The sequence below is a fragment of the Chitinophaga polysaccharea genome (assembly GCF_007829335.1).
GTDB lineage: Bacteria > Bacteroidota > Bacteroidia > Chitinophagales > Chitinophagaceae > Chitinophaga > Chitinophaga polysaccharea_B.
Window position 1 is genome coordinate 1,887,544 of record NZ_VIWO01000001.1, and the last position, 11,880, is coordinate 1,899,423.

Annotated in this window: 12 protein-coding genes; 10 read left to right on the forward strand and 2 right to left on the reverse strand. The window is 44.9% G+C overall.

Going from position 1 to position 11,880, the window contains the following annotated elements:
• Positions 1 to 19: 19 nt before the first annotated feature.
• The 3 genes from FHW36_RS07850 (at position 20) to FHW36_RS07860 (ending at position 3,869) form a co-directional block, all read left to right on the forward strand.
• A complete protein-coding gene (locus tag FHW36_RS07850; RefSeq protein ID WP_186452334.1) occupies positions 20 to 1,780 on the forward strand; it encodes a RagB/SusD family nutrient uptake outer membrane protein in 1,761 nt (586 codons plus the stop codon).
• Positions 1,781 to 1,943: 163 nt separating this feature from the next.
• The gene (locus FHW36_RS07855; protein WP_145665034.1) at positions 1,944 to 2,351 is read left to right on the forward strand and encodes a c-type cytochrome; all 408 of its coding nucleotides are present in this window, start codon (positions 1,944 to 1,946) and stop codon (positions 2,349 to 2,351) included.
• 273 nt (positions 2,352 to 2,624) lie between these two features.
• Entirely contained in the window at positions 2,625 to 3,869 is a 1,245-nt protein-coding gene (locus FHW36_RS07860; protein ID WP_145665036.1) for a DEAD/DEAH box helicase, read from the forward strand.
• A gap of 86 nt (positions 3,870 to 3,955) precedes the next feature.
• Here the strand turns inward: FHW36_RS07860 and FHW36_RS07865 are convergent, their stop codons facing one another.
• Positions 3,956 to 5,302, reverse strand: coding sequence for a DUF2252 domain-containing protein (locus tag FHW36_RS07865; protein ID WP_145665039.1), 1,347 nt, complete (start codon positions 5,300 to 5,302; stop codon positions 3,956 to 3,958).
• A gap of 288 nt (positions 5,303 to 5,590) precedes the next feature.
• On the opposite strand from FHW36_RS07865, the gene FHW36_RS07870 reads away from it, so the two are divergent.
• A complete protein-coding gene (locus tag FHW36_RS07870) occupies positions 5,591 to 6,493 on the forward strand; it encodes a DUF1266 domain-containing protein (RefSeq protein ID WP_145665042.1) in 903 nt (300 codons plus the stop codon).
• 3 nt (positions 6,494 to 6,496) lie between these two features.
• On the opposite strand, the gene FHW36_RS07875 is transcribed toward FHW36_RS07870, so the two are convergent.
• Complete coding sequence (locus FHW36_RS07875; RefSeq protein ID WP_145665045.1) at positions 6,497 to 7,393, reverse strand: hypothetical protein; 897 nt, start codon at positions 7,391 to 7,393, stop codon at positions 6,497 to 6,499.
• Positions 7,394 to 7,496: 103 nt separating this feature from the next.
• On the opposite strand from FHW36_RS07875, the gene FHW36_RS07880 reads away from it, so the two are divergent.
• From FHW36_RS07880 to FHW36_RS07905, 6 genes are all read left to right on the forward strand, one after another.
• A complete protein-coding gene (locus tag FHW36_RS07880; RefSeq protein WP_145665048.1) occupies positions 7,497 to 8,237 on the forward strand; it encodes a glycine-rich domain-containing protein in 741 nt (246 codons plus the stop codon).
• Between the two features lie 17 nt (positions 8,238 to 8,254).
• Positions 8,255 to 8,632, forward strand: a complete 378-nt coding sequence (locus tag FHW36_RS07885; protein ID WP_145665051.1) for a hypothetical protein — start codon at positions 8,255 to 8,257, stop codon at positions 8,630 to 8,632.
• Between the two features lie 561 nt (positions 8,633 to 9,193).
• Positions 9,194 to 10,357: a sensor histidine kinase gene (locus tag FHW36_RS07890; protein ID WP_145665053.1), complete on the forward strand. Its 1,164-nt coding sequence runs from the start codon at positions 9,194 to 9,196 to the stop codon at positions 10,355 to 10,357.
• A gap of 5 nt (positions 10,358 to 10,362) precedes the next feature.
• The gene (locus FHW36_RS07895; RefSeq protein ID WP_145665055.1) at positions 10,363 to 11,115 is read left to right on the forward strand and encodes a LytR/AlgR family response regulator transcription factor; all 753 of its coding nucleotides are present in this window, start codon (positions 10,363 to 10,365) and stop codon (positions 11,113 to 11,115) included.
• A 116-nt stretch (positions 11,116 to 11,231) separates the two neighbouring features.
• Positions 11,232 to 11,414 carry a hypothetical protein gene (locus FHW36_RS07900; RefSeq protein ID WP_145665057.1) on the forward strand — a complete coding sequence of 61 codons (183 nt, stop codon included), beginning with the start codon at positions 11,232 to 11,234 and terminating at the stop codon, positions 11,412 to 11,414.
• 41 nt (positions 11,415 to 11,455) lie between these two features.
• Positions 11,456 to 11,830, forward strand: a complete 375-nt coding sequence (locus FHW36_RS07905) for a response regulator (protein ID WP_145665059.1) — start codon at positions 11,456 to 11,458, stop codon at positions 11,828 to 11,830.
• Positions 11,831 to 11,880: the final 50 nt, after the last annotated feature.

Genomic DNA, 11,880 nt, shown 5'->3' on the forward strand with positions numbered 1-11,880 from the left:
TTCAATTAATATCAGAGATATGCGTTCGTTTAAAATATTGCTGGCCTGCGTGATTATTGGCTGTACGTTGTTTTCCTGTAAGAAAGATTTCCTGGAGAGATCGCCGGAAAGTGTGATCAGTGATGCTCAATACTGGCAAAGTGCCAATGATCTGAAATTATACGCCAACGGTTTCTATACTGCGTTTCCTTCCTATACTGGTTTTGGTACCATTGGTATATATGGTGATGATGCCGATCAGGGAAGTGATAATATGATTTATATCAATTACAACACCTGGATGAACGGGGAAACAATTGTGCCCTCCACCGGTGGTGGATGGTCGTCATGGGGCACCCTGCGTAATATCAACTACCTGCTGGCGAATTACGGGAAAGTGAAAGATTCCTGGAGTAATATGAAGCCCTATGTAGGAGAGGCATTGTTTTTCAGGGCTTATTTTTATTTTGGTATGATGAAGCGTTTCGGCGCGCTGCCATGGGTAACTAAGCCATTAACATCCACATCGCCGGAGTTATATAGTAAAAGGCTGGCCCGTAATATTATTGCCGACTCCATCCTGGCAGACCTGGATAGCGCTATCAGCTATCTGCCTTCCAAAACGGCTTCTCCCGCAGGCAGGGTATATAAAGAATACGTGATGGCATTTCAGTCGCGGGTAGCCTTGTTTGAAGGTACCTGGGAAAAATACCTGGCCGGCACTCCCTTTGGTGTAACCGGTAGCAATGGCGGTAAATACTTGCAGAAAGCAGCAGATGCAGCCAATAAGGTAATGAGTACTGGTATCTTTTCATTGGATAATGTGGGGAAAAATTATGGTTACTGGTCGCTGTTTAATCAAACAGACTACTCTGGCAGCAAGGAGGTGATGTTCTGGCGCCAGTATAATGCCACCACCGGCCCGGCTCATAACTGGCACAGATATACGAATTCCGGGGCAGGGCGCGGATTGACCAAGAGCCTGGTGGATGATTACCTGTGTATGGATGGCAATCCTATTGCTGTCAGTCCACTTTACCAGGGCGACGACTCACTGACTACTGTTGTACGTGGCCGGGATCCCCGACTGGCGCAAACCATGTATGTAAACGATGGTAATCACATTGTTACTAACAACCAGCCTGGAGGTGTACCCAACCTGATTTTCACTTTGCCAACTTTTGGTTCGGCCAATGAAAATAAACCGGCTACTGGTTACCAGGTATACAAAGGCAACAACCCGGATTACTATCAACAGTATGCTGCCGAAATTGGCACTACCGGTTTAATCCTATTCCGTTATGCAGAAGTACTGCTTAACTATGCAGAGGCTAAAGCAGAATTGGGCACCCTGACACAGGGCGATGTAGACATGTCGATTAATAAACTCCGGCAACGGGTAGGTATGCCCGATATGAATATTGGGACGTTGCCTACAGATCCTAACTGGATATTTCCTAATCTCAGCCCGGTTATTAACGAGGTGCGCCGGGAACGACGGGTGGAACTGGCCTGCGAAGGTTTCCGGCATGATGATGTGTTGAGATGGGGTGCTGCAGGCAGATTATTTGTGGGATGGCAGCCATTAGGCGCCAAATTGAATCAATGGGTTACGGTAGTTCCGGCTTCTCAGCTGTCTGGCTATCCTACCAATGCAGCGGGTTATATCCAGCTGTATAAGAATTCTCCGGCGATGGCTTCCGGTTATAAGTTTAATGTAAACCGGGATTATCTTTCCCCGCTTCCGCTGTCGGAGTTACAGGTGCCGAACAGCGTGATGGAACAGAATCCCAACTGGTAAGTGGTTAATAACATCAACGTTTATACGAAAAATGACAGGCGCGATGCCTGTCATTTTTCGTTAGTGGTAGCGAAAAATCAGGCGGGGATCATTACAACATATAATTCTTTTTTGTAGATTCCCGTTCAGAAGGAAGCTTTTAATACTATTTAAACCCATGGTCATGAAAATCAGGAAAAGTTTTGTAGTGGTGGCGGCACTGGTGGCAGTCGGCACCCTATGTTCTCTCGCATTGCCTCAGCAGCCTGAGAAGGCAAAGAATCTGAAGGTATTGCCTAAGGATATCAGCCACGAAGAGCTGATTGCAACCATGCGCGGTTTCAATGCCGCCCTGGGTGTAAAATGTAATTTCTGTCACGAGCCGAGTAAAGATGATCCCAAAAAACTGGATTTTGCCAGTGATGCCAATCCTCACAAGGGCACTGCACGGGATATGATGAAGATGACCAAAAGGATTAACAAGAAGTTCTTCAAGGGTTCGGAGGTAATGGCAGTAAGCTGCTATACCTGTCACCATGGTAATGAAGAACCGAAAACCAAGCCAGACGCAGCTCCCGAAGCTGCCAAGTAGATTTTTAAAAGGAGCCGCTGTAAGCGGCTTTTTTTATAGCATTTAGCCCATTTTGCCGCCCCGTTTTTGGGATTCATATGTTATTTTATTAATTTATGGCTATCCTGGTGGGAAAATCAGTATCTTTGCATCCGTCTGTTGAGTTAAAAGCATAAAGCATAGTTATTCACTCTCTCCAGTCCGGAAATCTTTTCTTTACTGCTCTCTCTCAATTGTGATAACGCTAAAGACGAAGAGGCGTTATTTAATATTTATTACATCAGATATATCAATATGTTATTTGAGCAATTAGGGCTTATTGCGCCCATTTTAAAAGCTGTTAAAAACGAAGGTTATACCACACCTACCCCTATACAACAACAATCTATCCCTATTGTACTGGAAGGTAAAGACCTGCTGGGCTGCGCACAAACCGGTACCGGTAAAACGGCTGCGTTTGCTATTCCAATTTTACAGCTATTGTACAACAGCACCCCGGCTACACAGGGATATAAGCATATACGTACCCTGATATTGACCCCTACCAGGGAACTGGCGGTACAGATCGACGAAAGTTTTGCCGCCTACGGTAAATATACAGGGCTTAAACATGATGTCATTTTTGGAGGTGTACCACAGCACCGGCAAACCATTGCTCTGCGTAATGGCACCGATGTACTGATTGCTACCCCCGGCCGCCTGCTCGACCTGATGAACCAGGGCTATGTTTACCTGAACCATCTCGAGATTTTTGTGCTGGATGAGGCAGACCGTATGCTGGACATGGGCTTTATCAATGATATCAAGAAGGTTATCCGGGAGTTGCCGCAGCAGCGTCAAACGCTGTTCTTTTCTGCTACCATGCCGCCGAGCATTGCGCAGTTGGCTAATTCCCTGTTGTATAAGCCGGAAAAGGTAACTATTACGCCGGTATCTACTACCGCGGAAAGAATTGAACAATCCGTATATTTTGTGAAGAAGAAAGATAAACAGCAGTTGCTGGATCACCTGCTGAAAGATAAACGGATAGAACGCACCATTGTATTTACACAAACCAAGCATGGCGCCGACAGGATTGCCAAGAACCTGAAGAAGCGCAATATCAATGCTGATGCCTTACATGGCGATAAATCGCAGACCTCCCGTCAAAATACGCTCAGCAACTTTAAGAATGGGCGTTTGCGTGTATTGGTGGCTACGGATATTGCTGCCCGGGGAATAGATGTGGATGCATTGGAACATGTGATCAACTATGACCTGCCGAATGTTTCTGAAACTTATGTACATCGTATAGGCAGAACTGGTAGAGCAGGCGCCGTAGGCTATGCGCTTTCTTTTTGTGATACCGAAGAAAGACCCTATCTCCACAGCATTAATAAACTGACCCGGCAAACGATTCCTTCTGTTTCGCACCCTTTTGAAGAGGCGGCGCTCATAGAGGCCCACAATACCAACCCGGATTTGCCCAAGGCAGAGCCCCGGAGGCCTAAGCCGAAGAACAGAAGAGGTAAGATAGATAAGCGTGACAGAACCTTCTAGTCACTTAAAGTATTATAAGTAGCAAAGGCGCAAAGAGTGTTGATCATCTCTTTGCGCCTTTGCTACTTATAATACTTTGTGATGCTTTATTCCTTCTTTGCTGGTAGTTTACCAGCTTTGATGGCTTTCAGGAAGTCGGCATAGTCTTTTTCCGTTTGATCGGCATAGGCTACCGCAAATTTGCCAATGGCTTCATCCATGATATCGGCTTTTCCCATGTAGCCGCTGATCATATCTCCTCTTCCTGTTTTGGCGTGGGCCCTGGCCAGCACCTTTCCGCAGAGGCCTGCATAGGCGCCCAGAACTTCTTTATCGAAATGTTCTACATCCGGGGCTATTTTGCGGTCTCTCAGCTGCCGCAGGTAGTAGTGGCGGTTTTCCAGTCCGGTGCTCCATCCAAGGAAAATATCGCTGGCTGCCTGCACGAGGCGTTGCCCCTGTACTACGCGCTCTCCATTGTGTTTGTATTTGCACTTGCCTGTATAGGCTTCCAGTACACTGTTGCGGGCCTCTTTCACCTGCATAAAGAGCGGCTCATTTTTATCGTTCATCATCAGGGCTACATAACAGCGGGTGCCTACGCTACCTACTCCTACTACTTTCAGGGCCAGGTCTACTATCCGGTATTGACTCATCAGGTAGCGCCGGTCGTCCTGGAGGGTATTGAGATACGACTCCAGGAAGTGGTGTACCATTTCCTTTTGTTTAACCAGGTCGATGGTATGATATACCAGCGGATGTTGATCCGCTATTTCGAAGTTGCCTAAGACGCCTGTTGTTATTTTATATAACACCTTTTCAGGCGTGCTTTTCTCTGCTTTATCTATGGCGGTTTTCAGCATGGTTTTCACCTTTTCGCTTTTGCTGTTGTTTAACAGGCCGGGTATATCAAATTTCATATACCATAGATCGAGTGTGTTCATTTGGGCATATTCGGCGATGGCATTTCGATAAGCGCTGGCTACATCTATGGCCATTTGCCGGGCATCGGCTTCCCGCATGCTGTTATGCCGGGCAGCCAACACAAAGCTGGTGGCCAGCCGTTTGATATCCCATTCCCAGGGAGCCGGCAGTGTTTCATCGAAATCGTTGGCATCGAAGATGAGGTTTCGTTCGGGTGTAGCAAAACCGCCGAAGTTCATCAAGTGGCAATCGCCCATCGCCTGCACCTGTAGTTGTGTATGCGGAAGTCCGGCCAGGTCGCGTGCCATAATATCGGCGTTGCCCCTGTAAAAGGCAAATGGGGAAGTGCTCATTCTGCCGCAACGAATAGGAATCAGTTCTTCCACCCGGCCTGCATTGGATGCCTGTATGGCCTGTAAAATAGTAGGGCGTTGTTTCGGTAGTTTAAATATTCCCTGGGAAGTGCGGGGAATGCTGTCCCTGATTTGTTTACCCGGATTAGATAGGGTGGTAGTGGTATTCGTGCTCATTGGGATCTTGTTAATAACTAAACGTTAGGACTACACGACTTGTTTTATTTATGCTGGAAGTTACGTCTTTCGCTTGTAGGTGAACGCTGATTTTTAGTAAGGTAGTAGCGATCATCTCATTAAGTATTAATATTATAAATTTCTATAAACATTAATTATATTTGATATGTAAAATTATTTTTAGAAAACTTTTTGCTAATTTTATACGTAAGTAACAGTGTACCAGTCATTTTAACCGGGCCATAACCACCAATATAAACCATATATCCTTAACCTTAACCATATACTATGGACCAGCAATACATGGACAAGTACTGGGAGCAATTGCGTAACATGGGATTTAGCGAAGATATGATTAACCTCTACAAGCAGCAGGTAGAGCAGTCGATGAATCAGGCTGACAGCTGGAATGCACAAATGAGCGTATTTACGGAAAATATTAAGCAGTTCAACCAGATGTTTGGCGGCGATGATGCAGATGTATGCGACATGGATGATCGGCCACAGGTTATTCGCCTGCATACCGGCAGTCGTTTAATGCCGGAGCAGCAATGGGCCGTTGCTTGCGGGGCTGATATTGCATTCGTAAATCAACAATACCTGAATGATATTACTACCGGGGTGAGCAAGGCTGACTGCCGGGAGCAGTTGTCGGAATGGTGGGATATTGACAGTACCGCCGAATTGGTAGACATGTTGACCTGGCTCCGGGAAAGCGGTCATAGGATTGAATATGATATTATCTGGCAGGCTATCAACATGGTATCCATGAAAGAAAGCAAGGCCTTTTTAAGAGAATATATTGCCAGCAATGAGCTGGAAGAGGCCGTGGTAATGGAGCGTTTGCGCAACACCCGCGATGCCCTGGAACTGTTTAAAGAATGGAAGCTGATTGATAAATCATTGCAACCGGATATGCTGATCTGGGATTTTGCCAGAATTATTAATCTTAGCCGGGCAGGCTACGATGCGGGTTATCTTACCTATGAAGCGGCGTTGGATTATATGATGCAGTGCGTGCCGCTGATTAAGCGGAGTTATACTTCCTGGCGGCATCTTTCTCTTTCCTACCAGTTTGCCCGCTGTGTATGGAATGGCGTGGAAATGGGAAGTTTTGAAACACTACATGCCAACATGGAATACCTGCTGCTGGCGCCGGAAAGTCCCTGGAAGCGACTATCTTTCAGGTAAGCCTTAATGTTGCCGGATCCTGTTTTGCTCACTGTCTTTCAGGTGCAGCAGGATATGCTTGGGCAGGAGGGGACTATCGAATGCCAGGTCGACCGATTTCTTCTGGAAGTCTTTTGCCCTGGGTACGCGATGAAATATTTCGTAGAGTGCAATAGGTTCTTCATTGAAACCCACACAGGTACTTACAAAGCTCATTTCTCTGATCTGGTATCCCGCTTTATTGATATTATCTTCTATATCGGGGAGTCGCCCGATAAAATGACGTTGACGGATAAACGTAGTACTGTTCATAATAATAAAGATATAGTTGGCAAACGCGGTTACTTTACCATAGTACATATGATTGTCTCTTCCGGAGCGTTCTACCAGGTATTCATCTCCTGACTTATATATTTCCAGGGCCGAGCGCCAGATACGTTCATGGGCTTTCTTACCGGGCTTAAAGGGGAGGTTCCGGTTATAGCAATACCAGTATCCTACCAGGTTGTCGAGTAATAAGCGGTTACTGCCGGCAATAGGAATATTGATTTTAAGTTCGTGAAAAGGGAACTGCGTGGTGGCATTGTTAATAAAATCGATGTAACTGCTGAATCCCAGGGTGGTGGCGATGATGTTTAATTTAGAGAAGTTAGGACTGCTGATAGTTGTTTGCTTCGATTTGACGCAGGCCGCCTTTAATTTTTTTATGATGAGATGTTCGTATAAATAGTTATCTCCAAATAATACGGGTGGTGTAGTGATCTTTTTGCGGTGGTGCTGTTTTTCTATCTGTATGTTAAACTCCTGTGCTACATAGGTCCACTCTGCCTTTGAAACATCTTCCCAGCTTGATTTTTTGAGATATTGATGTGCAATGTAGTTCATTAATCGTTCCAGGTTAAGCAACTCTTCTTTACTCATAATAATACGATTATAATACGATTATAGGTCGGTATAAGATACAAAGAATACGCGAGTCTTGTCTTTTTTTTCCATCTTTCGTATATGAATAAAAGATCGATATATGAAGACGCAGACATCATTCGCGGCCCTGTCGGCTCCGCTGCTATGGCAGCAAATCAGTGCTTTCCGGCTGGATGATCCGAAAGCAGTGTTACCCTTTTCCCGGAAGCTGGCCAGGGAACAACGATGGGATCAGGCCTTTACCCAGCGGGCCATACAGGAATATAAGCGGTTCATTTACCTCTGTTGTATTTCTCCCGGCGGTGCATCGCCCTCGGCCATTGTAGACAAGGTATGGCATCAGCATTTGCTTTATACCGAAAATTATTGGGTTGCATTCTGTGAGCAAACACTGGGCCGGTACATTCACCACCACCCTTCGTCGGGAGGGCTGGCAGAAAGAAAACGGCATGAGGCATGGCAGGCCGGTACCTGGGAGCAATACCGGCGATGTTTTGGTGAAGATCCTCCCGCGGCCTTCTGGCTGGATGAAAAAGTTAGTTTCCCCTCTTCTGTATTAGCTACTTTAACCCGGTTGTTCCGGCCTGGATTAACCTTCCTCCTCTTCTTTTTTCTCCTTTTACTATTTCCCGCGTGTAACGGCGCCAGCCCTACGAACCTCGTGCTGTTTGGCCTCCTGGTATTTTGGGCGGTGAAAACAGCCACCAGCAAACCAGGTAAGTCCTCTAATGACACTAGTGGTAGCAGCTGTTCCAGTGCTTGCGGCGGTGATAGCAGCGGCTGCAGCAGTGGCTGTGGGGGAGGTTGTGGTAGCGGTTGCGGTGGTTGCAGTGGTTCCTGACAATAAAAACGCACTTTATGCACAATAAAATTCCATATTACTGGCTGTTGATTTTATTTTTTCTCGGAGGGCTGCTTCCTTTATTATATGTGAACCAGGTAACCGCTCAATGGAATCCTTTTGCCATGAACGGCCGGCATTTTACCCGGTTTTACCTGCTCTGTGCCGGTGGAAGTTATCTTAGCCTGTTGGTGGCCGGTTGTATGCACCCCCCTGTTGTTTTTCCGGGTTTTATAAAGTGGTGGCTAACGGGCATATGTATATTGGGGCTGGCAAGATTGGGGCAGGGTATGTATCATGCAAGGCCTGTAGGGTACCTGATGCTGATATTGGTGGGGCAATTTTTATGTTGGAGGCTGGGGAAGGGTTTCTTTACAAAAAAAGAGACAGACTGATGTCTATCTCTTGAGGAGCTTTGGGTTTCATAGTGTTTACATAGAATAGAATAGTGTTAGCAGGTAGATGTTCTTACGCTCAGCTATATATTCTTTTTTGGAGTAACCGCTGGATAAAATGTGCTAGGTTTTCTGACCAGATTGGTATAAATATTATTCGATGACGAAATTATCAACTGTAATAGTATGACAATGGTAACAACAATGGATGAAAGGCTGCTTTCTGGAGCTTTGCGCGACTTCATCCTTGTTTTCAATATGTTAGTAACAAAGAACTTGGTATCTGTGGTCTGATTCACTGATCTATATCAAAAGTCTACAAAAAGCGGGAGCCTTTTAAACTTATTAGATGAATTGACCCATAAACGCGATGAAAATGCGGTTGTTTCCAACATTGTATATCATTAATGAAGCTGGAATTCATTCATAATGTGTAAGTTGCAGTCAGAAAGGTATATTTATATAATTTTAATTTATTATAAGATAAAAGAAATTTCGGATTGATAAAGTATTTTTATCTTACTTGCCTTTTGCTTACTGTCATTTTATATATAAGGTACGATGCTAGCTTTTTTCAGGGACAAGACCAACGGAAAGCCACTTGATGTTAGCCGGAAGCTGATGGAGTGGATTTCTTTCTTTTTATCTGATAAATATTATAAGACCAATATCAGGGTATGGGCGCACGTACTCATGTGGTCGATTCTGTCGGTTCTGTACGGGCTGATGATGGCGTCTAACTTCACTATATCCATTGGGGTGAGCGTGTTATTTATGCTGCGGAACATACTCGGGGCTATGTTTTTCTTTTATACCGCGTTTTATTTTATTATCCCCAAAGTATTGCAGAAGGGGTATTTTTTCCTGGCCCTGTTATGTTTTTGTGTTCCCTTTTTCTTTTGGTCGGTGATTAATTATTTATGTTCCCTCTATGCAGTGGCTTTCCTGGAAATCAATGACACTTCGCTGCGGGAATTCATGAAGCGGGTGGTAGATGCCGGCTGGTCGGACACTTTTGGGCTGCATCATATGATAAAAATCTTCCTGCCGGTGTTAATGGTCATTGCACCGCCGGTATCCCTGAAGCTGGTATTGGATATTATCCGCTCTTCCACCCGGACGCTGCGGCTGGAAAGAGATAACCTTAACCTTGAAGTAAGCTTTCTGCGATCTCAGCTGAATCCACATTTTTTATTTAATACCCTGAATAATATTTACTCTTTATCGATCAGAAATGACGCATTGGCCTCGGATTTGATTATGCACCTATCAGAAATGATGCGGTATACCCTTTATGATTCCAATACCGACAAGGTGCCATTGGATATGGAGGCAGAGTTTCTGAAGAATTATGTGGAGCTGGAGAGCGTGCGGTATGGAAAAAACGCCAGTATCCAGTTTAACTGCGATACCGACAAGATAGGCGATCACCTGGTAGCGCCACTGCTGATGTTCCCTTTTGTGGAAAATGCCTTTAAGTATTCCCATAGCACCACCAACGATAGGTGCTGGATACATGCGTCTATGGAAGTGGTGGAGCGACAGTTGCGGTTTGAAATTGCCAACAGCAAGGGAGAACAGCCGGCAGGCAAAAAAGTGGCCGGGGGAATAGGATTGAGCAATACCCGTAAACGGCTTATTTTGCTATATCCCGACCAGCATACCTTACAAATTGAAAATAATCCCGAATATTACAAAGTTGTCTTGACACTAACGTTGAATTAAAAATTATGGATCAAGTAATTACCTGCCTGGTAGTGGATGATGAGCCTTTTGCACGAGATCTGATGGAAAATTACATTGGACGGGTGCCTTACCTGCAACCTGTGGCCTTCTGTGAAAGCGCATTTGACGCCATTAACGAGTTACAGCGTCAACCGGTAGACTTGCTTTTTTCAGATATACAAATGCCCAATATCAACGGTATTGAAATGATTCGTTCCCTGAGCAACCCGCCATTCGTGATTTTTACGACCGCCTCCAGGGAACATGCCATAGCAGGTTTTGAGCTGGATGCCGTGGATTACCTCGTGAAGCCGATTTCCTTTGAGCGATTCCTGAAAGCGGTGAACAAGGCCAGGAACCATATCGGGCAGCGGCAGCAGCCAGTCGTGCCTGTGGAAGCAGCCAAGCCCAAAATCAGTAATACCAATCACCTTTTTGTAAAAGATAATAATAAGTTAACCAAGATCCTTTTCGATGATATTTACTACGTGGAAGGGATGAAAGATTATATAAAAATCGTATGTGGGGATAAAACTGTGATCACCTACATGCGTATGAAAGTGATGGAAGATGTGTTGCCGGCCGATCAATTTATGCGGATTCACAAATCCTATATTATCCGCCTTCAGGCTGTCAAATCCCTTATGGGCAATACGGTGGAGGTAGTAAACGGGCAGACGGTCATTATCTCAAAGTCGTCCCGCCAGGAGCTGAAGCGGTTACTTGGGATTGCCAACTATGGAGAAGATGATGAGTGAAATGTTGTCGTTGGTCGAAAATTAAGGTGATTATGTCTAATAAAATATGCCATATACTATGAATGGGCGAGCTTAGATAGCAGATATACTTATCTGTTCATCTAAATTACTGTTTTATGGTAGACAAAAAATCTATGAACAGCCGTCCGAGACTATTATTGGAAAAGGAGATTATTTCCAAAGCAGATGTTTATGCGATTGAAAATATGCGTACATCTGACAGGTCCGGAAAAGGAAAACTGCACTCCAGCGTACCCACTATTCCCACTACGTGGGGCATCTTAGGTGCCGAAGTTTAACCCAATTTGTTTACTATTCTTCATGATTAACCCCGTCAGCAATGCAATACAGATGTGCAATAGTAGATGACGAACCCTTGGCATTAGACATACTGGAAAACTATATCCAACGAACTTCCTATTTGAAACTCGTAAAGAAAGCATCAGAACTGACAACAGTAAAAAAACTGATTGCTGAAAGAAAAGTGGACCTTGTTTTCCTCGATGTAAACCTTAGAGGTAACACCAGGGACATTATAGCGCAGTTCCTTCAGCAGGACTGCGTTTTTATTCTTGTTACCGCCTACTCCAGCCGGGAGGTACAACATCTCTACTGGAAAGAGAAACAAGGATACCTCGGTAAACCTGCGAGTTATAAAAAATTTGTGGATGAAATGGAAAGAGTGATTCCAGGTGTTAAATTGGCCATGACCTGAAAGCAGGTTGGGTTTGCTTTCAAATTATATAGTATCTTAGCGGCTTAACA

Coding starts and splice junctions, on each gene's coding strand:
- FHW36_RS07850 (WP_186452334.1), top strand. CDS start 20: ATGCGTTCGTTTAAAATATTGCTGGCCTGCGTGATTATTGGCTGTACG.
- FHW36_RS07855 (WP_145665034.1), top strand. CDS start 1,944: ATGAAAATCAGGAAAAGTTTTGTAGTGGTGGCGGCACTGGTGGCAGTC.
- FHW36_RS07860 (WP_145665036.1), top strand. CDS start 2,625: ATGTTATTTGAGCAATTAGGGCTTATTGCGCCCATTTTAAAAGCTGTT.
- FHW36_RS07865 (WP_145665039.1), bottom strand. CDS start 5,302: ATGAGCACGAATACCACTACCACCCTATCTAATCCGGGTAAACAAATC.
- FHW36_RS07870 (WP_145665042.1), top strand. CDS start 5,591: ATGGACCAGCAATACATGGACAAGTACTGGGAGCAATTGCGTAACATG.
- FHW36_RS07875 (WP_145665045.1), bottom strand. CDS start 7,393: ATGAGTAAAGAAGAGTTGCTTAACCTGGAACGATTAATGAACTACATT.
- FHW36_RS07880 (WP_145665048.1), top strand. CDS start 7,497: ATGAAGACGCAGACATCATTCGCGGCCCTGTCGGCTCCGCTGCTATGG.
- FHW36_RS07885 (WP_145665051.1), top strand. CDS start 8,255: ATGCACAATAAAATTCCATATTACTGGCTGTTGATTTTATTTTTTCTC.
- FHW36_RS07890 (WP_145665053.1), top strand. CDS start 9,194: ATGCTAGCTTTTTTCAGGGACAAGACCAACGGAAAGCCACTTGATGTT.
- FHW36_RS07895 (WP_145665055.1), top strand. CDS start 10,363: ATGGATCAAGTAATTACCTGCCTGGTAGTGGATGATGAGCCTTTTGCA.
- FHW36_RS07900 (WP_145665057.1), top strand. CDS start 11,232: ATGGTAGACAAAAAATCTATGAACAGCCGTCCGAGACTATTATTGGAA.
- FHW36_RS07905 (WP_145665059.1), top strand. CDS start 11,456: ATGCAATACAGATGTGCAATAGTAGATGACGAACCCTTGGCATTAGAC.